At 72.5% G+C, this 21,414-nt stretch carries 21 protein-coding genes; 11 read left to right on the top strand and 10 right to left on the bottom strand.

What is annotated here, in order from left to right:
- Positions 1 to 11: 11 nt before the first annotated feature.
- From GJR97_RS14200 to glgC, 3 genes are all read right to left on the bottom strand, one after another.
- Complete coding sequence (locus GJR97_RS14200; protein WP_154347466.1) at positions 12 to 965, bottom strand: SMP-30/gluconolactonase/LRE family protein; 954 nt, start codon at positions 963 to 965, stop codon at positions 12 to 14.
- A gap of 76 nt (positions 966 to 1,041) precedes the next feature.
- Entirely contained in the window at positions 1,042 to 1,704 is a 663-nt protein-coding gene (serB, locus tag GJR97_RS14195; protein WP_324613517.1) for a phosphoserine phosphatase SerB, read from the bottom strand.
- A complete protein-coding gene (glgC, locus tag GJR97_RS14190) occupies positions 1,701 to 2,948 on the bottom strand; it encodes a glucose-1-phosphate adenylyltransferase (RefSeq protein WP_154347465.1) in 1,248 nt (415 codons plus the stop codon). Before glgC ends, serB begins: the two co-directional genes overlap by 4 nt.
- Positions 2,949 to 3,049: 101 nt before the next feature.
- On the opposite strand from glgC, the gene glgA reads away from it, so the two are divergent.
- From glgA to GJR97_RS14175, 3 genes are all read left to right on the top strand, one after another.
- Entirely contained in the window at positions 3,050 to 4,240 is a 1,191-nt protein-coding gene (glgA, locus tag GJR97_RS14185; RefSeq protein ID WP_154347464.1) for a glycogen synthase, read from the top strand.
- Between the two features lie 51 nt (positions 4,241 to 4,291).
- Positions 4,292 to 5,080, top strand: a complete 789-nt coding sequence (locus GJR97_RS14180) for an ABC transporter ATP-binding protein (protein ID WP_154347463.1) — start codon at positions 4,292 to 4,294, stop codon at positions 5,078 to 5,080.
- Between the two features lie 108 nt (positions 5,081 to 5,188).
- Positions 5,189 to 5,437, top strand: coding sequence for a type B 50S ribosomal protein L31 (locus GJR97_RS14175; protein ID WP_129233276.1), 249 nt, complete (start codon positions 5,189 to 5,191; stop codon positions 5,435 to 5,437).
- Between the two features lie 46 nt (positions 5,438 to 5,483).
- Here GJR97_RS14175 and GJR97_RS14170 read toward each other — a convergent pair whose 3' ends face one another.
- Both GJR97_RS14170 and GJR97_RS14165 read right to left on the bottom strand, forming a co-directional pair.
- Positions 5,484 to 5,966, bottom strand: coding sequence for a hypothetical protein (locus GJR97_RS14170; RefSeq protein WP_154347462.1), 483 nt, complete (start codon positions 5,964 to 5,966; stop codon positions 5,484 to 5,486).
- Between the two features lie 53 nt (positions 5,967 to 6,019).
- On the bottom strand, positions 6,020 to 6,721 hold the full coding sequence (locus tag GJR97_RS14165; RefSeq protein ID WP_154347461.1) for an exonuclease domain-containing protein: 702 nt from the start codon (positions 6,719 to 6,721) through the stop codon (positions 6,020 to 6,022).
- 61 nt (positions 6,722 to 6,782) lie between these two features.
- Between GJR97_RS14165 and GJR97_RS14160 the strand changes: the two genes are divergently transcribed.
- Together GJR97_RS14160 and GJR97_RS14155 are read left to right on the top strand one after the other, a co-directional pair.
- A complete protein-coding gene (locus GJR97_RS14160; RefSeq protein ID WP_154347460.1) occupies positions 6,783 to 7,691 on the top strand; it encodes an alpha/beta fold hydrolase in 909 nt (302 codons plus the stop codon).
- Positions 7,688 to 8,788, top strand: a complete 1,101-nt coding sequence (locus GJR97_RS14155) for a glycosyltransferase family 4 protein (protein ID WP_324613516.1) — start codon at positions 7,688 to 7,690, stop codon at positions 8,786 to 8,788. The genes GJR97_RS14160 and GJR97_RS14155 overlap by 4 nt, the downstream gene beginning before the upstream one ends.
- Before the next feature lie 25 nt (positions 8,789 to 8,813).
- On the opposite strand, the gene GJR97_RS14150 is transcribed toward GJR97_RS14155, so the two are convergent.
- Positions 8,814 to 9,593: a Sir2 family NAD-dependent protein deacetylase gene (locus GJR97_RS14150; RefSeq protein ID WP_154347692.1), complete on the bottom strand. Its 780-nt coding sequence runs from the start codon at positions 9,591 to 9,593 to the stop codon at positions 8,814 to 8,816.
- Between the two features lie 150 nt (positions 9,594 to 9,743).
- Between GJR97_RS14150 and GJR97_RS14145 the strand changes: the two genes are divergently transcribed.
- Together GJR97_RS14145 and GJR97_RS14140 are read left to right on the top strand one after the other, a co-directional pair.
- Complete coding sequence (locus tag GJR97_RS14145) at positions 9,744 to 10,541, top strand: TrmH family RNA methyltransferase (RefSeq protein ID WP_154347459.1); 798 nt, start codon at positions 9,744 to 9,746, stop codon at positions 10,539 to 10,541.
- A 23-nt stretch (positions 10,542 to 10,564) separates the two neighbouring features.
- Complete coding sequence (locus GJR97_RS14140; RefSeq protein WP_154347458.1) at positions 10,565 to 11,872, top strand: D-alanyl-D-alanine carboxypeptidase family protein; 1,308 nt, start codon at positions 10,565 to 10,567, stop codon at positions 11,870 to 11,872.
- A gap of 15 nt (positions 11,873 to 11,887) precedes the next feature.
- Here GJR97_RS14140 and GJR97_RS14135 read toward each other — a convergent pair whose 3' ends face one another.
- A complete protein-coding gene (locus tag GJR97_RS14135; RefSeq protein ID WP_154347457.1) occupies positions 11,888 to 12,691 on the bottom strand; it encodes an SGNH/GDSL hydrolase family protein in 804 nt (267 codons plus the stop codon).
- A 104-nt stretch (positions 12,692 to 12,795) separates the two neighbouring features.
- On the opposite strand from GJR97_RS14135, the gene GJR97_RS14130 reads away from it, so the two are divergent.
- Positions 12,796 to 14,628, top strand: coding sequence for a DEAD/DEAH box helicase (locus tag GJR97_RS14130; protein ID WP_324613515.1), 1,833 nt, complete (start codon positions 12,796 to 12,798; stop codon positions 14,626 to 14,628).
- A 106-nt stretch (positions 14,629 to 14,734) separates the two neighbouring features.
- Positions 14,735 to 16,135 carry a DHA2 family efflux MFS transporter permease subunit gene (locus GJR97_RS14125; RefSeq protein WP_154347456.1) on the top strand — a complete coding sequence of 467 codons (1,401 nt, stop codon included), beginning with the start codon at positions 14,735 to 14,737 and terminating at the stop codon, positions 16,133 to 16,135.
- Here the strand turns inward: GJR97_RS14125 and GJR97_RS14120 are convergent.
- Positions 16,081 to 17,316 carry a trans-sulfuration enzyme family protein gene (locus GJR97_RS14120; RefSeq protein WP_154347455.1) on the bottom strand — a complete coding sequence of 412 codons (1,236 nt, stop codon included), beginning with the start codon at positions 17,314 to 17,316 and terminating at the stop codon, positions 16,081 to 16,083. The genes GJR97_RS14125 and GJR97_RS14120 overlap by 55 nt on opposite strands.
- Before the next feature lie 108 nt (positions 17,317 to 17,424).
- On the opposite strand from GJR97_RS14120, the gene GJR97_RS14115 reads away from it, so the two are divergent.
- Positions 17,425 to 17,901 carry an Lrp/AsnC family transcriptional regulator gene (locus GJR97_RS14115; protein WP_129233612.1) on the top strand — a complete coding sequence of 159 codons (477 nt, stop codon included), beginning with the start codon at positions 17,425 to 17,427 and terminating at the stop codon, positions 17,899 to 17,901.
- Positions 17,902 to 18,098: 197 nt separating this feature from the next.
- Positions 18,099 to 19,217 carry a VIT1/CCC1 transporter family protein gene (locus GJR97_RS14110; protein WP_154347454.1) on the top strand — a complete coding sequence of 373 codons (1,119 nt, stop codon included), beginning with the start codon at positions 18,099 to 18,101 and terminating at the stop codon, positions 19,215 to 19,217.
- A 10-nt stretch (positions 19,218 to 19,227) separates the two neighbouring features.
- Here the strand turns inward: GJR97_RS14110 and GJR97_RS14105 are convergent, their stop codons facing one another.
- Positions 19,228 to 20,100, bottom strand: a complete 873-nt coding sequence (locus GJR97_RS14105) for a DUF3097 domain-containing protein (protein ID WP_324613514.1) — start codon at positions 20,098 to 20,100, stop codon at positions 19,228 to 19,230.
- A 57-nt stretch (positions 20,101 to 20,157) separates the two neighbouring features.
- Positions 20,158 to 21,396 carry an MFS transporter gene (locus GJR97_RS14100; RefSeq protein WP_324613513.1) on the bottom strand — a complete coding sequence of 413 codons (1,239 nt, stop codon included), beginning with the start codon at positions 21,394 to 21,396 and terminating at the stop codon, positions 20,158 to 20,160.
- Positions 21,397 to 21,414 lie beyond the last annotated feature (18 nt).

Raw genomic sequence — 21,414 nt, 5'->3', positions numbered from 1 at the left:
CACCGTGACGGTCAGCGATCGACGCGAACCGCCTCGTAGGTGGTCGTCGGCGTCGGCGGCGTGCCGAACCGAGCGTTGGGCAGGTAGAGGCCGTTCCCGAACGAGTCCACCGTCGTGGGCACGTCGAAGTCGGCGCTCGTGAGCGTGTCGACGACCTCGCCGGCCGAACCGGACGGGTCGAGCCGGACCTTCGCCACCTGGTTCAGCTGGTTCTGCACCACGTAGAGCGTCCGGCCGATCACGAGCATCCCATCGCCGTTGGGCAGGTTCGCCCCGCCCAGGTCGACGGCGGTCGCGTCCCCGGTCGCCGGGTCGACCCGGTACAGCGTCGCGGTCGAGCTCTGGATCACGAGCAGCGCCTTCCCGTCGGGCGCGGCCACGATGCCGTTGGCGTTGAAGAAGCCCTGCTGCACCCAGTCGCCACCGAGCGGGACCGTCTCCACCTCGGAGGGGTCGGGCAGGGCGCCGCCCGGGCCGAGCGGGAGCCGGTAGAGCTCCGCGGCGAAGCTGTTGGTGAACCACGCGGCATCCCGGGTCACGATGACGTCGTTGATGAATCCCGCCCCCTCGGTGAGCTGGTAGGACGCGAGCACCTCGCCTGTCGCCGTGTCGACGACGCGCGCATCGCCGGCGTCGCCGCCCGAGACGAAGAGGCGGCCCATGGCATCGAGGTCGAGGCCCACGGACGGCGTGCCCGGACCCTCGCTGACCACCTCTCCCTCTCCGCTCCGGAGGTCGGCGGCGTAGATGTCGCCGTCGGCGAGCGAGCCGAAGTAGGCGGTGCCGCCCGGCGCGATCGCGATCCCCTCCGGCTGGAAGCCGTCGGGCAGGTCGATGACCGATTCGACCGCACCACCGCCGGACGACGACGCTGGGATCGCGGCGGCCGGCGACGCGACCGAGGCGATGAGGAGCGCGGCGAACGCGCCCGCGACGGACGAACGTGCGACGATGCGGCTGTCCATGGGGTCAGGCTAGGCCCGACCGACGCAGGCCGCGACGGGTTCGCACGCGACTCCCAGCCGCGAGCGCCGAACGGGATCAGCCGCGCAGGCCGGCGAGCGCGAGCACGCCGCTCAGGTCGACCCGGTCGATCGCGACATCCGCCTGCGCCCGCACCACCGGCTTCGCGCAGAACGCGACGCCGAGCGCCGCACGGTCGAGCATGCGCAGGTCGTTCGCGCCGTCGCCCACCGCGATGGTGCGCGCGAGCGGGATGCCGGATGCCGCCGCCCACTCCTCGAGCGCGCGCCGCTTCGCCTCCGCGTCGACGATGTCGCCCAGCACGCGGCCGGTGAGCCGGTCGTCGTCGACCTCGAGCCGGTTCGCGCGGCAGAAGTCGAGCCCGAGGCGCTCCGCGAGCGGATCGAGCAGCTCATGGAATCCGCCGGAGACCACGCCGACGCGACCGCCGGCGGCGTGCACGCCGTCGATGAGTTCCCGCACGCCGGGCGTGGGGGTGAGCCGCGCGCGCGCCGCGAGCACCTCGGCGACGGGCAGGCCGGCGAGGGTCGCGACCCGCTCGCGCAGGCTCGCCGCGAAGTCGAGTTCGCCGCGCATCGCGCGCTCCGTCACCTCGGCCACGTGCTGGAGGCTTCCCGCGGCTTCGGCGAGGAGCTCGATCGCCTCCTCGCGGATCAGGGTCGAGTCGGCGTCGAGCACGACGAGGAGGCCGCCTTGGCGGCCGGTGGTGCCGTGGCTCACGCGTGCTTCCGCACGTGGGACCCCTTGCCCACGACGGTGATGCCGCTGTCGGTGACGACGAACCCGCGTGCGCGGTCCTCGGCGCGGTCGACGCCGATGTGCGCCCCGGCCTCGACGACGACCTCCTTGTCGAGGATGGCGCGTCGCACCGTCGCACCCGCCTCGATGCGGGCGCGGTCGAACAGGATCGAGTCGGAGACGTTCGCGCCCGAACCGACGATCGCCCACGGACCGAGGACGCTGCGCTCGACGTGCGCGCCCGAGATGACCGAGCCGAGCGAGACGATCGAGTCGATCACGGTGCCGAGCGACCCGCGCGCGTCGCGCGTGAACTTCGCGGGCGGCGAGTTGACCTGCTGGCTGAAGATCGGCCACTCCTGGTTGTAGAGGTTGAAGACGGGCAGCACCGAGATGAGGTCCTGGTGGGCCTCGAAGAACGAGTCGATCGTCCCCACGTCGCGCCAGTAGTACCGGTCGCGGTCGGTCGAGCCGGGCACCTCGTTGCCCTTCAGGTCGTAGACGCCCGCCTTGCCCTGCGAGACGAAGGCGGGGATGATGTCGCCGCCCATGTCGTGGCTGGAGTCGGTGCGTTCGCCGTCGCGCAGCACGGCGTCGATCAGCGCGTCGGCGTTGAAGACGTAGTTGCCCATCGAGGCGAGCACCTCGCCGGGGGAGTCGGGCAGGCCCTCGGGGTCGCTCGGCTTCTCGAGGAATCGGTGGATGCGGTCGGGCGACGACCCGTCGACCTCGATGACGCCGAACTGGTTCGCGAGCGAGATCGGCTGCCGGATCGCGGCGACCGTCGCCTCGGCGCCGGAGTCGATGTGCGCCTGGATCATCTGGCTGAAGTCCATGCGGTAGACGTGGTCGGCGCCGACCACGACGATGATGTCGGGCTGCTCGTCGTAGATCAGGTTGAGGCTCTGCAGGATCGCGTCGGCCGACCCCGAGAACCAGCGCTTGCCGAGGCGCTGCTGCGCCGGCACGGACGCCACGTACGAGCCGAGCATGCCGTCGAGGCGCCACGTCTGCGACACGTGCCGGTCGAGGCTGTGCGACTTGTACTGCGTCAGCACCACGATCTGCTGGAGACCCGAATTGATGAGGTTCGACAGGGCGAAGTCGATCAGGCGGTACTGCCCCCCGAACGGCACCGCGGGCTTGGCGCGGTCCTCGGTCAGGGGCATGAGGCGCTTGCCTTCGCCGCCCGCGAGCACGATTCCGAAGATCTTCCGCGTAGCCATGTGCCCAGCGTAGTCAGCAGGACGCCGCCGCCGACAGGTGGTTGACGGCGCGTGACCGCAAGTCTTGACGGCACGCGACCGACTCGGACTAACGTTGCCGCATGCGAGTCGACCTGCTCACGCGCGAATACCCGCCCGAGATCTACGGAGGGGCCGGCGTACACGTCGCCGAACTCGTCCGCGCGCTCCGTCGCGACATCGACGTGCGGGTGCGATGCTTCGGCAGCCCGCGCGAGGAGGCCGGGACGACCGCGTACCCGACCCCCGCAGAGTTCGCGGGCGCCAACGCCGCACTGTCGACCATGGGCGTCGACCTCCTGATGGCGCAGGATGCCTCCGGCGCCGACCTCGTGCACTCGCACACCTGGTACGCGAACTTCGCGGGCTTCACCGCCAAGGCGCTGCACGGCATCCCGCATGTCGTCACCGCCCACAGCCTCGAGCCGCTCCGACCCTGGAAGGCCGAGCAGCTGGGCGGCGGCTACCGCGTGTCGAGCTGGGTCGAGCGGACTTCGTTCGAGGACGCGGACGCCGTGATCGCCGTGAGCGACGGGATGCGGCGCGACATCCTGCGCTCCTATCCCGACATCGACCCGGCGAAGGTCTCGGTCGTCTACAACGGCATCGACCTCGCCGACTGGCGTCCCAACGACGACCCCGACCTGGCGCGTTCGCTCGGTCTCGATCCCGACCGCCCGTCGATCGTGTTCGTCGGCCGGATCACGCGGCAGAAGGGACTGCCCTACCTGCTGCGCGCGGCGCGGTCCCTGCCCGACGACGTGCAGCTCGTGCTGTGCGCCGGAGCGCCCGACACCCCGGAGATCATGGCCGAGGTCTCGGGGCTCGTCGACGAGCTGGCGGCGACGCGCCAGGGCGTCGTCTGGATCGACCGGCACCTGCCGCGGAACGAGCTCACGGCGCTCCTCACCGCGGCGACCTGCTTCGTCTGCCCGTCCGTCTACGAGCCGCTCGGCATCGTGAACCTCGAGGCGATGGCGTGCGGCGCCGCGGTCGTCGGCACGGCGACGGGCGGCATCCCCGAGGTCGTCGACGACGGCGTCACGGGCGTGCTCGTGCCGATCGAGCAGCACGACGACGGCACCGGCACGCCGCTCGATCCCGACCGCTTCGTCGCCGACCTCGCCGCGGCGCTCGAGCGTGTGGTCGCCGACCCCGGCCGCGCTCGGGAGATGGGCGCGGCGGGCCGACGGCGCGCGGAGGAGCACTTCGCGTGGGACGCGATCGCGGCCGAGACGCGGGCGCTCTACGAGCGCGTCCTGGCGGGCCGCTGAGGGGTGTCCCGTGCGCGGGTCCGTCCGCCGGGTCCCACTAGGCTGGAGACCATGGCGTCTACGGTTCTGCAGTTCCAGCATGTGTCGGTGATTCGCGATGGCAACACGATCCTCGACGACATCGACTGGAACGTGGCCTCCGATGAGCGCTGGGTGGTCCTCGGGCCGAACGGCGCGGGCAAGACCACGCTGCTCCAGATCGCCGCGGCCGCGATGCACCCCACGCGCGGCTCGGTCGAGGTGCTGCAGGAGGCGCTCGGCAAGGTCGACGTGTTCGAGCTTCGCCCGATGATCGGGTTCGCCTCGACGGCGATGGCCCGGCTCATCCCGCGGAACGAGAGCGTGCTCGACACCGTGCTCACCGCGGCGTACTCGGTCACCGGCCGATGGAACGAGGAGTACGAGTCGATCGACGACCGTCGCGCGCAGCGCGTGCTCAAGGAATGGGGCCTCGACGGCTTCGCGGAGCGCCGCTTCGGCAGCCTGTCCGACGGAGAGCAGAAGCGGGTGCAGATCGCGCGTTCGGTCATGACCGATCCCGAGCTGCTGCTGCTCGACGAGCCGGCGGCGAGCCTCGACCTCGGCGCTCGCGAGGAGCTCGTCGCACTCCTCGGCGGCTATGCGTCCTCGAAGTCGTCGCCCGCGATCGTCATGGTGACCCACCACGTCGAGGAGATCCCGGAGGGCTTCACGCACGCCCTGCTCCTCGCCGACGGCGGGATCCGCTCGGCGGGACCGATCGCCGAGGCGCTCACGTCCGAGACGCTCAGCGACACCTTCGGCATGCCGATCGAGCTCAGCGAGCGCGACGGCCGCTTCACGGCACGCGCCGCACGTTGACGCACCGAGAGGCACGTCTCTGCTAGAATCGTGTTTTGGCCAAAGGCCGACGCACTTCCCTGCCCTCGAGGCGGGGTGACCCCAACATCCGATCAAGCAAGGATTCTCATGAAGACCGACATCCACCCCGAGTACAACGCCGTCGTCTTCCGCGACCTCGCCTCGGGCGAGACGTTCCTCACCCGCTCGACGGTCACGAGCGACAAGACCATCGAACTCGACGGCGAGACCTACCCGGTGATCGACGTCGAGATCTCGTCGGCCTCGCACCCGTTCTACACGGGCAAGCAGCGCATCATGGACTCGGCGGGTCGCGTCGAGAAGTTCAACAAGCGCTTCAAGGGCTTCGGCGCGTAAGACGCTCCACGACAGGGGCGGGCGACTCCGGTCGCCCGCCCCTTCGTCATGCCCGGGTCAGCCCCGCGGCCCAATCGAGCGCGTCGAGCTGCGCCTGATGCGCGGTGATGCGCCCGGCATCGAGCGCCTCGCCCGCGGCGAGCAGTGCCGCCGCCTCGTGGGGCGTGCCCGTGCCCTCGTCGATCACCGAGCGCGCGCGGTCGACGAGCTCGCGGATCGAGATGCGCTCGTGGAGGAACTGCGCGGCGAGCTCGCGGAGCGCGAGCCGCAGGGTGGCCGGCTCGCGCGGGTCGGGCACGGCGGTCCCGAGCTCGGCGAGCGCGCGTCCGAGCGCCTCCCTGAGGTCCCATGGCGAGTCCGCGTCGGACATGCCGGCGAGCTCGTGCAGCGCCGGGGAGTCGAGGCCGGCGACCGTGGCCTCGACGGCCGCGTCGACGAGGAAGCCCGGCGGACTGTCCCCGAGGATCCACAGGGCGCTCGACTCGACGAGCGCGTCGGTCGCTGGGCGTTCGGGGAGTCGTTCCGACATGGCTCAAGGCTCCCACTTCGGCGGCTGCGGCGCGATGGACTTCCGGCCCGGATTCAGCGGAGCGGCCAGGCCCCCGACGTGGTGAACTCCGGCTCGCCGTTCATCCGCCGCCATTCCTGGTAGCTCTCGGCCTGCTCGCGCGACCAGTCGACCTGGCTGGCGTGGAGCTCGGCGATGGCGGTGGCGGCCACCTCGGGGAACGAACGGGCGATCGCCTGGGCCACCCGGCCCGCGGCGATCGCGTCGGCGCCCGCGTCGTGCGCCGCGGTGAGTTCGACCCCGTAGTGCTCGCACGCCGCCGTGAGCGTGCGCTTGCCACGCCGGAAGCGGTCGACGGCTTTGTCGATCACGAGCGGGTCGATCACGAAGCCCGGGCCGCGGAACGCCTCGTGCGCATAGCGCTCGGCCTCGCGGTGCAGCACGGAGAGGTCGTAGGCGGCGTTGTAGGCGACGATCGGGTAGCCGCGGCCCGCGGCATCCCGGAGCGCTTCGATGATCTCGGCGACCGCCTGCGCGGCCGGCTGCCCCTCGAGCCGCGCCCGCTCGGTGCTCACGCCGTGGATGAGCGAGGCGGCGGTCGGGATCTCGACGCCGGGATCGACGAGCCACTGGCGTTGCTCGAGCACGGCCCCGTCGGCCCCGATCACGCCGACGTGGGCGGTGACGATGCGGCACGTGTCGATGTCGATGCCGGTGGTCTCGAGGTCGAACACCGCGAGGGTGTCGGCCCAGGATGCGACGGGGGAGGGCTCCATGCCGGTCACGGTATCGGCGGCCTCCGACAGCGCTCAGGTGACGCGCCGTAGGATGCTGGGGATGATCGCCTCACCGTACGCCGTCGACCTCGCGCGGATCCCCGTCCGCGAGCACCGTGCCCTCGTCCAGGGCAGCGAGACCGCATGGTGGGAGTACGGACCGGAGGACGGCCCCGCCATCGTCGCGGTGCACGGCTTCCGCGGCGACCACCACGGCCTCGAGCCGATCGTGGCGAAGCTGCCCGGATACCGCGTGATCATCCCCGACCTGCCCGGGTTCGGCGCGTCGTCGACATTCGCCGACCGACCGCACGACATCGACGCGTACGCCGAGTGGCTCGTCGCCTTCGTCGACGAGACGGGGGTCGCGGATGCCGCGGCGCACTCCGGCGAATGGACCCTGCTCGGCCACTCGTTCGGCTCGATCGTCACGAGCTCCGCGGTGGCATCCGGCCTCGCACCCGACCGGCTCATCCTGCTCAACCCGATCGGCGCGCCCGCCCTCGAGGGGCCGCGCGCGATCATGACGCGGCTCGCGGTCGGCTACTACCGGGCCGCCGCGGCGCTTCCCGAGCGCGCCGGCTTCGCGCTGCTCCGCAACGGCGCGATCGTGCGGGTCATGAGCGTCACGATGGCCAAGACCCGCGACCCGGAGCTTCGACGCTTCATCCACGACCAGCACGACCGGTACTTCTCCGCGTTCGACGACCGCGATGCCGTGCTCCAGGCGTTCGAGGCATCCGTCGGGCACGACGTGCGCGAGTACGCGCCCGCCATCTCCACGCCCACCCTGCTGGTCGTCGCGGAGGAGGACGACGTCACGCCGCTCGAGGCCCAGTACCGGCTGCGTCCGCTGTTCGAGGACGCGACGCTCGCCGTCATCCCCGACGTCGGCCACCTGATCCACTACGAGACGCCAGGCGAGGCGGCGGGACACATCCGCGTGTTCGTCGAGGGGGAGCGGGCGTGAGGCTCGTCGTCGACTGCCGGTACGTCCGGATCGACCACCACGACGGGATCAGCCGGTTCACCGCGGGGATCGTCGCCGAACTCGCGAAGCGGCACCCCCTCACCATGCTGATCAGCGATCACCGGCAGCTCGACAAGCTGCCCGCGCTGCCGTGGGAGATCGTGAGCGGGCCGACGAGCGTGCGCGAGCCGTGGGTCGCCCGCCAGGTGCGCAAGCTCCGGCCCGACGTGGTGTTCTCGCCCATGCAGACCATGGGCTCGTGGGGGCGCGACTACGGCCTCGTGCTGACGCTGCACGACCTGATCTACTACGAGAACCGCACCCCGCCGCGCGACCTGCCGGCGTTCGTGCGCGTGCTGTGGCGGCTGTACCACCTGATGTGGTGGCCGCAGCGGATGCTCCTGAACCGCGCCGACGCGGTCGTGACGGTGTCCGAGACGAGCGCCGGCCTCATCCGGAAGCACCGCCTCACGAAGCGGCCGCTCACCGTGGTCCAGAACGCGGCCGACGAGATCGGCACGCCGCGGCTGCCCCGCGCCCGTCCCGAGGGCGGCCGGCTCGTCTACATGGGCTCGTTCATGTCGTACAAGGGCGTCGAGACGCTCGTGCGCGCGGTCGCGCAGCTGCCCGACCACGAACTGCACCTCATGAGCCGCGTCTCCGACGAGCAGCGGCGGAGGCTGACCCGCATGGCGCCCGAGGCGCGGCTCGTGTTCCACGACGGAGCGACCGACGAGGAGTACGCGCGTGTGCTCTCCGGCGCGACGGCGCTCGTCACGGCGTCGAAGGCCGAGGGCTTCGGCATCCCGCTCGTCGAGGCGATGCGCCTCGGCACGCCCGTCGTCGTGAGCGACATCCCGATCTTCCGCGAGATCGGCGGCGAGGCGGCGACCTACTTCGCCGTCGACGATGCGGATGCCGCGGCCCGCGCGATCGCCTCGCTCGACGCGCCCGGGGAGTGGGAACGACGGTCCGCGGCATCCGTCGACATCGCGCGGCGGTTCACGTGGAGCGCGTCCGCCGAGCGGCTGCTCGAGGTGCTCGCCGACGTCGGCGGCACCAATCGGCGCGCTGCGCACTCGCGGCGGCGGCGCTGAGCTCCGCCCGCCCGGTCCGCGGGGGTCAGGCGAGCGCCGCGGCCATCGCGGTGAGCGTCTCGGTCGCGCCCGCGTCGAGCTTCACCGTGGCCCGGCTGTCGCCCTTCGTGATGCCCCGGTTCACGACCACGATGGGCACGCGGCGTCGGCGGGCGATCTCGAGCAGGCGCACGCCGGAGTTCACGACCAGCGACGAGCCCGCCACGAGCATCACGTCGGCGCGCTGCACGAGCGCCGCGGCCTGCCGGTACACGGGCGTCGGAACGAACTCGCCGAAGAACACCACGTCGGGCTTGAGGATGCCGCCGCACACCGTGCACGACGGGATCGCCATCGACTCCACGTCGTCGACCTCGACGTCGCCGTCGGGCGCCGGCCGGATCGCGACGTCGAGGTCGATGTGCGGGTTCAGCTCGGCCAGTCGGTCGGCGACGGACTGGCGTGCGAACACCTGACCGCACGAGAGGCACACCACCCGGTCGGAGGCGCCGTGCAGCTCCACCACGTGCGAACTGCCCGCGCGACGGTGCAGCCCGTCGACGTTCTGCGTGACGACGCCCGAGACGACCCCCGACTCCTCGAGTCGTGCGAGGGCGCGATGCCCGTCGTTCGGCTGCGCGGTGCCGAAGGTGCGCCAGCCGAGGTGGCTGCCCGCCCAGTACCGCTTCCGCGCCGCCTCGGACGCCACGAACGTCTGCGCAGTCATGGGCGTGCGCACCGGCGCTCCCTCGCCCCGATAGTCGGGGATGCCCGAGTCGGTGCTCACGCCCGCGCCCGTCAGCACCGCCACGCGGGACCCGCGCATGAGGCGGATCGCCTCGTCCAGCAGCACATCGGACGGCGCCGGAGCCTCGATCCCAGTGACCACGCGCGTCTCCCTTCGACCGTGCTGCGATTCTAGACATGCGGCTTTTCCGGAATGTTTCCGGATGCCGCGCGACGACCGGGAGGACCCATGCGCATCGAACACGTCACCGACGCGACATCCGACGCCGTGGCCGACTACGCCAGGCTCACCGATGTCGCCCTCCGCAGCATCACCGAGCCCGAGCGGGGCGTGTTCATCGCCGAGTCCGCCAAGGTCATCCGCCGCGCCATCGCCGCCGGGTGCACGCCGCGTTCCGTGCTCATGGAGGAGAAGTGGCTCGCCGACCTCGAACCCCATCTCGCGCCGTTCGACATCCCCGTGCACCTCGCCGACCCCGCTGGGCTCGAGGCGATCACCGGGTACCGCGTGCACCGCGGCGCGCTGGCGGCGTTCGAGCGCCCCGTGCTGCCGGACCCGGGCGACCTCCTCGCCGGCGCCCGACGCGTCGTCGTCCTCGAGGACATCGTCGACCACACCAACGTCGGCGCGATCCTCCGCTCGGTCGCGGCGCTCGGCGCGGGCGCCGTGCTCGTCACGCCCCGGTGCGCCGACCCGCTCTATCGGAGGAGCGTGCGCGTGAGCATGGGCACGGTCTTCCAGGTGCCCTGGACGCGGCTGCCCGAGTGGGGCGAGGCGCGCGAGCTGCTCACCGCCCACGGGTTCCGCGTCGCGGCGCTCGCACTCGCCGACGACGCCGTGAGCCTCCGGGAGCTGGCCGCCGACCCTCCCGAGCGGCTGGCGCTCGTGCTCGGCGCGGAGGGGGACGGCCTGTCCCGCCAGGCGCTCGCCGCGGCCGACACGATCGTGACGATCCCGATGGCCCGCGGCGTGGACTCGCTGAACGTGGCGGCCGCCGCCGCCGTGGCGTTGTACGCGATCGCATAGGTCGGCTGGGTATCCTGCAACGGATGTCTCGCACGCTCGACCCGGCTCCGCCCACCCCGACGCGACCCCCGAAGCCGTCGGCCGCGGTCTACCGGCGGCGGCGGATCGTCGCGGTCGCCGTCCTCGCCGTCCTCCTCGGGCTGTTCATCGGCGGCGGCATGTACACCTCGTCGGCGCTCGGCGCACCGGTCCCGGCCGCGGAGCCCGCGATCGCCGACCCCGCGCCGATCGCCGCGCAGGCCCAGGAGGTCGCCCAGCCCGGGTTCGGCACGTGGGCGGTCGGCGCCGTCGGGTTCGACGGCCTGATGGCCGCAGGGGGCGAGGACACCCCGATGCCGATGGCGAGCATCGCCAAGGTCATCACGGCGCTCGTCGTGCTCGAGGAGCACCCGATCCCCGCCGGCGAGGGCGGCCCGCAGATCGCCTACACCGACGCCGACGTCGACATCTACTGGGACATGGTCGCCCAGAACGGTTCCGTCGCGCCGGTCGTCGCCGGTTCCGAGCTCTCGCTGAAGGAGAGCCTCGAGGCGATGATGCTGCCGTCGGGCAACAACTACAGCATCTCGCTCGCGAACTGGGCGTTCGGTTCGGTCGACGGGTACCTCGAGCGGGCGTCCGCGTGGCTGTCCGGACACGGGCTGACCGAGACGCGCGTGGTGGACACGAGCGGTCTCTCGCTCGACGACGTCAGCACCGCCGCCGACCTCGTCCGGCTCGGCGAGATCGCGCTCGAGAACCCGACGCTCGCCCAGATCGTCGCCACCCGGTCGGTCGCCATCCCGGAACTCGGCACGATCGAGAACTCGAACCGGCTGCTCGGCACGCACGGCATCGACGGCATCAAGACGGGCACGACGGATGACGCGGCGAACCTGCTCTTCTCCGCAGACGTGGCGGTCGGCGAGAGCTCCGTCACATTGGTCGGCGTGGTGCTCGGCGGCGACACGCACGCGCTCGTGCGCGGGGCCGTCGCAGGGCTCGTCGACTCGATCGGGCCCGGGTTCCACGAGGTCGTCGCGCTCGAGGCCGGTCGGCCGCTCGCCGCGTACGCGACGCCGTGGGGCGACACGGCCGAGGCCGTCACGACCGAGGGGGCGACCGTCGTCGTCTGGTCGGACACGCCCGTCGACATCGCCGTCGAGGCCGGGCCCCTGCGCCTCGTCGACGACGGCGCGGAGGTCGGCGTCGCGACGGTCACGGCCGGCACCCAGGTCATCGAGGTGCCGCTCGCGGTCGACGGTGCACTCGAGGACCCGGGCGCGTGGTGGCGCCTGTCGAACCCGGGCGCACTCGACGAGGGCGCCGTGGCGGAGCCCCCCGCCGGCTGACCGAGTCGCCGCGCGTCAGTGGCCGGGCCTCGCCTCGGGTCGCGAGGCGTACGGTCCCGCCGCCGGCCGCTTCGGCGTGACGAGGTCGCCGGAGGACTGGTGCCGGATCCGGCGGATGACCCAGGGCACGAGGTACTCGCGCGCCCAGGAGAGGTCCTCCGTCCGCGCCTCGCGCCACGAGCGCTCGGGCAGCGGCTCGGGCTTCATCGGCTCGAGGTCGTTCTCGACGTTGAGCGACTGCAGCACCATCCGGGCCACGGTGTGGTGACCCAGCGCGTTCAGGTGCAGGCGGTCGCGGTCCCACATGCGCTGGTCCTGGATCTCGGCGAGCGCCCACTGGTCGGCGACGAGGCAGTCGTGCTTCTGCGCGATCGCGCGGAGGTTCTCGTTGTAGATCGCGACCTTGCCGCGGATGCCCCGGAACACGGGGGAGAAGCCGACGTCGACGCCCGTGAAGATGACGATCGTCGCCCGGTCGCGCGCGAGCCGCTCGATCGCGTACTCGAAGCGGGCGGAGATCTCATCGGGATCCGTTCGCGGACGGATCACGTCGTTGCCGCCGGCCGAGATCGTGATGAGGTCGGGGCGCAGTTCGAGCGCGGGCTCGATCTGCTCGTCGATGATCTGCTGGATGAGCCGGCCACGGATCGCGAGGTTCGCATAGGCGAAGTCGTCGGCACCCTGCGAGAGGACCTCGGCGACGCGGTCGGCCCACCCGCGGTGGCCGCCGGGCACGCCGGGCTCCGGGTCGCCGATGCCCTCCGTGAACGAGTCGCCGATCGCGACATATCTCGACCAGGGATGCTGCTGCGTGACCATCCCTCCATTCTGCACAGCCCGCGAGGCGGCGGTGCGGCGTGTCGGCTGCACGTGCGTGCGTCGCGCGACATCCGTGTCGGTCGACTCGACTACAGTGCTGCAGAGTGAGCAACGCGACCCCATCCGGCAGCCACCTGCCCGGCACCTCGGCCGCAGAGCACCTCTCACCCTCCTTCCCGGCCCGTGCGCCTTGGGGCACCGCGTCGAAGCTGCGTGCCTGGCAGGCCGAGGCGCTCGAGCAGTACTTCGCATCCGAGCCGCGCGACTTCCTCGCCGCCGCGACCCCGGGCGCCGGCAAGACGACGTTCGCACTCCGCCTCGCGGCGGAGCTGCGCGCTCGACGCACCATCGATCGCATCACGGTCGTCGCCCCCACCGACCACCTGAAGCGCCAATGGGCGGATGCCGCGGCGCGCGTCGGCATCCGGCTCGATCCCGGCTTCCGCAACGCGCACGGGCGCTCGGCCCGGCACTACCACGGCGTCGCCGTGACGTACGCTCAGGTCGCGGTGCGGCCCGCGCTGCACCGCGAGCTGACCCTCTCCGGGCGCTCGCTCGTGATCCTCGACGAGGTCCACCACGGCGGCGACACGCTCTCCTGGGGCGATGCGATCCGCGAGGCGTTCGAGCCCGCGACGCGCCGGCTCTCGCTCACGGGCACGCCGTTCCGGAGCGACACCGCGCCGATCCCCTTCGTCGACTACGCGCCCGACGAGCAGGGCGTCCGGATCTCGCGGACGGACTACGACTACGGGTACGGCCGGGCCCTCCGGGACGGTGTCGTCCGCCCCGTGCTCTTCATGGTCTACGCGGGCAGCATGCGCTGGCGCACGAGGGCCGGCGACGAGATGGAGGCGCGCCTCGGCGAGGACGCCACGAAGGACATCCACTCGGCGGCGTGGCGGACCGCGCTCGAACCGTCGGGGGAGTGGATCCCGTCCGTGCTCCAGGCCGCCGACCGTCGCCTCACCGAGGTGCGGCACGCGATCCCGGACGCCGGCGGGCTCGTCATCGCGACCGACCAGTCGACCGCGCGCGCGTACGCCGAGATCCTCGAGGGCGTGTGCGGCGAGAAGGTCACCGTCGTGCTCTCCGACGAGAAGGAGGCGTCCGGCCGGATCGAGGAGTTCTCGGAGGGCACGAGCCGCTGGATGGTCGCCGTCCGCATGGTGTCCGAGGGCGTGGACGTGCCCCGCCTCGCCGTGGGCGTGTACGCGACCAGCTCGTCGACCCCGCTGTTCTTCGCACAGGCGATCGGGCGGTTCGTGCGGGCCCGACGCCGCGGGGAGACCGCGTCCGTGTTCCTTCCGAACGTGCCCGTGCTGATGGCGCTCGCGGGCGAGCTCGAGCGGCAGCGCGATCACGCGCTGGACCGGCGCAGCGGGGACGGCGACGACGATCCGGGCCTCGAGGACGGGCTGCTCGAGTCGGCGAACCGCGAGGACTCGGCCTCCGACGAGCTCCAGGACGAGTTCACCTGGCAGGCGCTCGGTTCGGATGCCGCGTTCGACCGCGTCGTCTACGACGGCACCGACTTCGGCACGTTCGCCGAACCGGGCAGCGACGAGGAGCTCGACTTCATCGGGATCCCCGGCATCCTCGAACCCGAACAGGTCAGCGAGCTCCTCCGCCACCGCCAGGCCCGTCAGGCGCGCCGCGCATCCGACCGCCGCAAGCACGCGCTCGCCGCGGGGGAGTCGGCGGAAGCCGACGGCGAGGAGCGCGCCGAGCCGGTGGCCCTGTACCGCACGCTCAAGGAGCAGCGCTCGCTGCTGAACAGCCTCGTGGGCCTCTACGCGCGACAGACGGGACAGGCGCACTCGCTCGTCCATGCCGAGCTCCGGCGCGCGTGCGGCGGCCCGGAGGTCGCCCAGGCGACCGTGACGCAGCTGCAGTCGCGCATCGAGCTGCTGCGCCGCCGGCTGTCCGGGCGCTGAGGCCGCGCCGCGGCTTCCGCGGCATCCGCGGGGCTCGATGAGTTTCGTCGGACGCCCGCGACCAAGGCCCCGGACGCCGTCGCCCGTGCGGCGTAGCATGGCGCCCATGGACCGCCGCAGCCGCGTGCTCGCCATCGCGATCATCGTCGCCTTCATCGCCTTCCTCGACGGTGCGGTGATCAACATCGCGCTTCCGGCGATCGAGGCCGAACTCGGAGGCGGGCTCACGCTCCAGCAGTGGGCGGTCGACGCCTACCTCCTCACCCTGGGCTCGCTCATCCTGCTCGCCGGATCGCTCTCCGACTCGTTCGGGCGACTCCGGGTGCTGCGCATCGGGTTGTACGGCTTCGGCGTCACGTCGATCGTGTGCGCGATCGCGGTGGACGGCACGGTGCTCGTCGTGGCGCGTGCGCTGCAGGGCGCCGCCGGCGCGCTGCTCGTGCCGAGCTCGCTCGCCCTCATCATCGCGAACTTCCCGTCAGCCGAGCAGGGCCGGGCGATCGGCCGGTGGACGGCCTGGACGACGAGCGCATTCCTCATCGGACCGATCCTCGGCGGCGCCTTCGTCGACCTCGTCTCGTGGCGGCTCGTGTTCGCGATCAACGTGCTGCCGATCGCAGTCGCCCTGATCATGATGCGCCCGCTGGGCCGCGACGAGCCGAACCCGGATCGGGCTCGCGTCGACTGGCTCGGCGCGACCCTCGGCGTCGTGGGCCTCGGCGGCATGGTCTTCGCGCTCATCGAGCAGGGCCGCCTCGGCTGGGCGGACCCCCTCGTGTTCGTTCCCGCGCTGGTGGGCGTCGTCGCACTCGTCGCGTTCGTGCTGTGGGAGCGGCGCGCACCCGCACCGATGCTCCCGCTGTCGCTGTTCCGTGCGCGCAACTTCGCAGCCGGCAACCTCGCGACCTGGTTCATCTACGCCGCGTTCATGCTGGGCCTGTTCGCGCTGCCGATCTTCCTGCAGGAGGTCGGCGGATTCCCGGCGACCCTCGCCGGCCTCGCCACGCTGCCCCCGATGGTGCTGCTCGTGCTGCTCGGCTCCTGGTTCGGCACCCTCGGGGGGAAGTTCGGTCCGCGGTTCTTCATGTCCGCGGGACCGGTCGTGGTCGGCGTCGGGTACCTGCTGACCGTGGTCGTCGACGTGCCCGTCCAGTACTGGTGGCAGGTCTTCCCGGGCATGGTGGTGGTCGGCCTCGGGATGGCGATGACCGTCGCCCCGTTGACGTCGGCGATCCTCGGCGCGGTGGACCCGTCGCGAGCCGGTATCGGCTCGGCCGTGAACAACGCCGTCGCCCGCATCGCAGGACTCGTCTCGGTGGCGTCCATCGGCGTCATCGTCGCCGGCGCCCTGGACGTCGACGGCTACCGCCGCACGGCGGTCGTGATCGCGGCGCTGCTCTTCGTCGGCGGCCTCGTGTCGTGGATCGGCATCCGCAACCCGGGTGCGTCGGATCAGCCCAGCGCGTCCGCAGATGCGGCGAGCTCCGAGGAGCGCCCGAGGTCCTGAGCGTCCGCCGCGGCGTCGAGTGCGGCCATCAGGTCGGCCGTCAGGTCGTCGACGTGCTCGAGCCCGATCGACAGTCGCACGACACCGCCGTCCGGCTTGGCATGCGCCGCGACCGGTCGGTGCGTGAGCGACGCGGGGTGCTGGACGAGCGAGTCGACGCCGCCGAGCGAGACCGCGTGCGTCACGAGGCGACAGGCCTCGGTGAAGCGGCAGGCGGCGTCGTAGCCGCCTGCGAGCTCGATGGCGATGATCGAACCGGGCCCCGCGAGCTGACGGCCGAGGAGGCCCTGCGGGTCCTGTCCGGGCAGGCCCGGGTAGCGGACCCGGGCGACGGCCGGGTGCGCCTGGAGGCGTCGGGCGAGCTCGCCGGCCGTCTCCTGCTGCGCGCGCACGCGGATCGGCAGGGTGCGGATGCCGCGGTGCAGGAGGTAGGCGCCCATCGGGTGCAGGAGGCCGCCGGTCAGGGCGCGGACCCGCCGGAGACGCTCGACCCATTCGGTCGGTCCCGCGACGACGCCGCCCATCGCGTCCCCGTGGCCGCCCAGGTACTTCGTGGCGCTGTGCAGCACGAGGGTCGCGCCGTGCTCGAGCGGACGCTGCAGCACGGGGGTCGCGAACGTGTTGTCGACGAGGAGCGGCACGCTGCCCGCGGCATCCGCCACCCGTCGGAGGTCGAGCAGTTCGAGCGTCGGGTTCGCCGGTGTCTCGACGATCACGAGACCGGTGTCGGGGCGGATGGCCGCGGCGATGCCGTCGACGTCGGTCCAGGTGACGCTCGTGCCGAGCAGGCCGCTCTCGAGGACGTGGTCGCTGCCTCCGTAGAGCGGGCGGACGGCCACGACGTGCGGGGTACCGGCGGTCGTCGCGGCGATGAGCGTCGCGGCGAGCGCGGCCATGCCGCTGGCGAACGCGACGGAGCCGTCGGCGCCCTCGAGGTCGGCGAGCGCGGCCTCGAACCGGGCGACGCCGGGGTGCCAGAGACGCTGGTAGACCGCGGAGCGGCCCTCGGTGAGGCACCCGCCCGTCGCGAGGTCCTCGTAGGACATTCCGCCGTTCTCGACGTCGCCGAGCGGATTCGTCGTGGAAAGATCGATGGTGGGAACGTGGGAGCCCGCCTCGTGCACCCCTTCCATTCCAGCGTGGACGGCACGGGTCTCGAGGTTCGACGACGGTGTCAGCATGCGAGCAGGCTACAGAATCTGTCACTAGTTCGGGTGCCTTGCGAAGATACTTGCGAATCAGCGAGAATCGTAGAAGAAAGTGCACGCGTGATTGGAAGGGTCTCGACCATGGCGCAGAAAGCGGAACTCGACCGGGTCGACCGGGCCCTGCTCACCGCCCTGTCGAAGAACGCGCGGGCCTCGGGCGCAGCGCTCGCTGCCGAGGTCGGCGTGGCGGAGTCGACGGTGTCGCTGCGGCTCCGGCGCCTGCAGAGCCTCGGCACCGTCCGCGGGTACCGCGTCGACGTCGACCTCGTCTCACTCGGCGTCTCGCTCCAGGCGCTCATCGCGATCCGGCTGGTCAAGCACGACCGCAGCGAGATCGACGCCTTCCGCAACGCGGTACCGCACCTGCCGGGCGTGATCGGCGTGTTCCACATGGCCGGCGCGGAGGACTACCTCCTCCACGTCGCCGCCCGCGACGCGGAGGAGCTGCGCGAATTCGTGCTCGCCCACCTCACCGGCCACCCGGCCGTCGCCCACACCGAGACGAACCTGATCTTCGAGCACGCCGAGGGCGACGGCTGGCAGAAGCTCGTCGGCTGAACGACCGGTTCCCGCCGCACGCAGTCGTTCGGCGTTCCGAAATGCTGCCAATCCGGCCGCGCGGCATGACGCCGCGCCATCCGCACCGCTAGCCTTTCGGACGGCCCGACCGGGCCGACCTACGCGACGACGCAGGCGCCCGACACGCCGACGCACCGCGGCACGGGGGTCTGCGAACCGATGGAGCAGACACCGCCATGACCGCCGACGACGCAGCGCGCGACCCCCACGTCGAGCCGCGCGGGACCGCAGCCGACCGCGACCGATGGCGGCGGTACCTCGCGGACGAACGAGCAGAGGCCGCCGTCTACCGGGAGCTCGCGGCGCGACGCGACGGCGAGGAGCGCGAGATCCTGCTGGCCCTCGCCGCGGCCGAGGGGCGCCACGAGGCGCACTGGCTGCGCCTCCTCGGTGGCGACGAGACGGGCATCCCGCGGGCCGACGTCCGCACCAGGATGCTCGGCGGACTCGCGCGCCGCTTCGGGTCGATCTTCGTGCTCGCGCTCGCCCAGCGTGCCGAGGCGCGATCGCCGTACGCGACCGACCCGCACGCGACCGCCGCGATGGCCGCCGACGAGCGCATCCACGGCGAGGTCGTGCGCGGCCTCGCCGCACGGGGACGCCGTCGCCTCGCGGGCACGTTCCGCGCCGCCGTCTTCGGCGCGAACGACGGCCTCGTGTCGAACCTCGCACTCGTGCTCGGCATCGGGGCGACCGGCGTCCCCGCACCCGTCGTGCTGTTCACGGGCATCGCCGGTCTCCTTGCGGGAGCCCTGTCCATGGGCGCGGGGGAGTACGTGTCCGTCCGCTCGCAGCGCGAGCTGCTCGAGGCATCCGCCCCCGACCCGAGTGCGCGCGACGCACTCGGCGACCTCGACCTCGACGCGAACGAGCTGGCGCTCGTGTACCGCGCACGCGGGATGGCACCCGACGAGGCGGTCGACCAGGCCGCGCTCGTGCTCGCGCGCGTGCAGGCCGCCGAACGTCAGGCGGCGCCGACCGATGCGATCGGCACGCTCGAGCACGACGACGAGGCGGTCGGCACCGGAATGAGCGCGGCGATCTCGAGCTTCCTGTTCTTCGCGTCGGGCGCGCTGATCCCGGTGCTGCCGTGGCTCTTCGGGATGTCGGGCCTCGCCGCCACCGTCACCGCGACGGTGCTGGTGAGCCTGGCGCTGCTGCTGACCGGCGCGACCGTCGGACTGCTCTCGGGCGCGCCGCCGCTGAAGCGCGCGCTGCGCCAGCTCGCGATCGGCCTGGGCGCCGCGGCCGTCACCTACGTCCTCGGCCTCGCGTTCGGCACCACGATCGCGTAGCCGTCACGGCTCAGTCGGCCGGGGCGGTGACGAAGTCGATCAGCTCCTCGACGCGCCCCAGCAGCGCCGGCTCGAGGTCGCCGTAGCCGCGCACCCGACCGAGGATGCGCTGCCAGGCGCGCGCGATGTCCGCCTGGTCCTCGTGCGGCCAGCCGAACGCCGCGCAGACCCCGTGCTTCCACGACGTGCCCCGCGGGATCACCGGCCACGACTCCCGGCCGACGCGAGTCGGCTTGACGGCCTGCCAGACGTCGACGAACGGGTGGCCGACCACGAGCACGTGGCCGCGGTGCGGGCCGCGCATCGCGGCATCCGCGATCCGCTGCTCCTTCGACCCGGCGACCAGGTGGTCGACCAGCACGCCGACCCGGCGACCGGGTCCCGGCTGGAACTCGTCGAGCACGTCGCCCAGCACGTCGACGCCCTCGAGGTACTCGACGACGACGCCCTCGACGCGCAGGTCCGCACCCCAGATCCTCTCCACGAGTTCGGCGTCGTGCCGACCCTCGACGAAGATGCGGCTCGGCAGGGCGACCTTCGCCGGGCGCCCCGCCTCGACCGCGAACGAGCCCGACGCCGTGCGGATCCGGCCCTGCGGCGCGCGGGCCTCCGGTGCCACGAGTCGCACCGGCTCGCCGTCGACCAGGAAGCCGTGCCCCAGCGGGAACATCCGCATGCGGCCGTGGCGGTCCTCGAGCGTCACGGTCTGCTTCTCGACCGAGACCACGGCCCCGCAGTACCCGTCGGCGGCGAGCTCGACGACCAGGTCGCGCGTCGCCGGGAGCTCCGGGATCGTGCGCCGCCCGGCGGCGCGCCAGTCGCCGGCGAGGACGTCCGGGCCGTAGCGGTCGGGTCCGAAGCGATCGTTCGAGGCTGGGGGCACCGGACGAGGCTAGCGAATCGATCGCGACGCCCGGCGTCGACACGACGGGGACGGGCCTCAGGTTCGTGCAGGTGCCCGGCGCACGAGGCCGGCGGTCCAGGCCGCGCCCGCGAAGGCGATGCCCGCGGCGACCGCGAACGCCCACGGGATGCCGAAGGGCGCCGCGACGAGGCCGAGGGCGATGGGGCCGATGCCGAGGCCCAGGTCGAGCGCGGCGCTGGCCGTGCCCGAGGCGACGCCCCGCTCGGACGGGGACGCCGTGGCGAAGACGGCGGAGAAGAAGGCGGGGGTCGTGAAGGTGATGCCGACCGCCATGAACACGACGCCGACGAGCAGCCCGACCCAGTCCTGCCATGCGGCGGCGATCACCAGGCCGACGCCGATGAGGACGAGCGACGCCGCGGCGAGCGGCAGCGACGGGAGGCGATCGGGGACGCGGGCGAAGGCGATGCGGCACACCACCACGACGGCGCCGTAGGCGAACAGGGCGATGCTCGGCGAGGCGAGGTCGATGCGCTGGGCCCACAGCGTCGCGAACGCGATGAAGCCGCCGACGGCGGCGAGCGAGCTGAGGAAGCCGATCGAGATCGGGATCGCCGGACGGTGGACGATCCGCAGCCGGCCCCCGATCTCGGGCGGGGCGGTCCTCGTCTCGCCCACGAGGAATGCGAGCCCCGCCGCGAGCACGGCGAGGCCGGCGCCCCCGAGCCACACAGCGCGGAACCCCGCGGCATCCAGCAGCACCTGGCCGACGAGGGGTCCGAACGCGATGCCGAGGTAGAGCCCGAGTGAGTTGTACGAGAGCGCCTCGCCCAGGCGCGAGGCGGGCGCCAGGTCGGCCAGCGCGGCGAACACCGACACGAAGAAGGCCGCCTCGGCGACCCCGGCGAGCAGCCGGAGGCCGATGATGACGGCGAGATCCTGGGTCACCGTGAGCAGGAGCAGGGATGCGGCCGCGAGCAGCGCCCCTCCCACCAGCATCGGCCGGCGGCCGAAGCGGTCGGACGCGCGTCCCGCGAACGGTCGCAGCACGAATGCGGAGACCGCGAAGACGCCCACCGAGAGCCCCGCGGAGGCCTCGTCGCCACCGACGGGCCCGGTCACGTAGAGCGGAAGCGCGAAGAGGGCGAGTCCGGTCGCCGTGAAGTACGCCAACTCGGCGACGGCCAGAGCGATGAAGGCTCGCGTGAAGAGCGGTTCGCGCGTCGATCCGGCCATGCGGCCACCTCCTCGCGTCGCGTGCGCGTCGCGCGTCCGGGCCGTGGCCAGCGTATCGCCGTCCGGCCGCCGCCGCACCGGCTGAGCGCTGCGCTA

This window comes from Agromyces kandeliae (assembly GCF_009674665.1).
Lineage (GTDB): Bacteria > Actinomycetota > Actinomycetes > Actinomycetales > Microbacteriaceae > Agromyces > Agromyces kandeliae.
This window is presented reverse-complemented; position numbering and strand designations above follow the sequence as displayed.

What these genes read in the sequence shown, in the direction of transcription:
- GJR97_RS14200 (WP_154347466.1), bottom strand. Translation starts at nt 965, where the DNA reads ATGGACAGCCGCATCGTCGCACGTTCGTCCGTCGCGGGCGCGTTCGCC.
- glgC (WP_154347465.1), bottom strand. Translation starts at nt 2,948, where the DNA reads ATGGCTACGCGGAAGATCTTCGGAATCGTGCTCGCGGGCGGCGAAGGC.
- glgA (WP_154347464.1), top strand. Translation starts at nt 3,050, where the DNA reads ATGCGAGTCGACCTGCTCACGCGCGAATACCCGCCCGAGATCTACGGA.
- GJR97_RS14180 (WP_154347463.1), top strand. Translation starts at nt 4,292, where the DNA reads ATGGCGTCTACGGTTCTGCAGTTCCAGCATGTGTCGGTGATTCGCGAT.
- GJR97_RS14175 (WP_129233276.1), top strand. Translation starts at nt 5,189, where the DNA reads ATGAAGACCGACATCCACCCCGAGTACAACGCCGTCGTCTTCCGCGAC.
- GJR97_RS14170 (WP_154347462.1), bottom strand. Translation starts at nt 5,966, where the DNA reads ATGTCGGAACGACTCCCCGAACGCCCAGCGACCGACGCGCTCGTCGAG.
- GJR97_RS14165 (WP_154347461.1), bottom strand. Translation starts at nt 6,721, where the DNA reads ATGGAGCCCTCCCCCGTCGCATCCTGGGCCGACACCCTCGCGGTGTTC.
- GJR97_RS14160 (WP_154347460.1), top strand. Translation starts at nt 6,783, where the DNA reads ATGATCGCCTCACCGTACGCCGTCGACCTCGCGCGGATCCCCGTCCGC.
- GJR97_RS14150 (WP_154347692.1), bottom strand. Translation starts at nt 9,593, where the DNA reads ATGCGCGGGTCCCGCGTGGCGGTGCTGACGGGCGCGGGCGTGAGCACC.
- GJR97_RS14145 (WP_154347459.1), top strand. Translation starts at nt 9,744, where the DNA reads ATGCGCATCGAACACGTCACCGACGCGACATCCGACGCCGTGGCCGAC.
- GJR97_RS14140 (WP_154347458.1), top strand. Translation starts at nt 10,565, where the DNA reads ATGTCTCGCACGCTCGACCCGGCTCCGCCCACCCCGACGCGACCCCCG.
- GJR97_RS14135 (WP_154347457.1), bottom strand. Translation starts at nt 12,691, where the DNA reads ATGGTCACGCAGCAGCATCCCTGGTCGAGATATGTCGCGATCGGCGAC.
- GJR97_RS14125 (WP_154347456.1), top strand. Translation starts at nt 14,735, where the DNA reads ATGGACCGCCGCAGCCGCGTGCTCGCCATCGCGATCATCGTCGCCTTC.
- GJR97_RS14120 (WP_154347455.1), bottom strand. Translation starts at nt 17,316, where the DNA reads ATGCTGACACCGTCGTCGAACCTCGAGACCCGTGCCGTCCACGCTGGA.
- GJR97_RS14115 (WP_129233612.1), top strand. Translation starts at nt 17,425, where the DNA reads ATGGCGCAGAAAGCGGAACTCGACCGGGTCGACCGGGCCCTGCTCACC.
- GJR97_RS14110 (WP_154347454.1), top strand. Translation starts at nt 18,099, where the DNA reads ATGACCGCCGACGACGCAGCGCGCGACCCCCACGTCGAGCCGCGCGGG.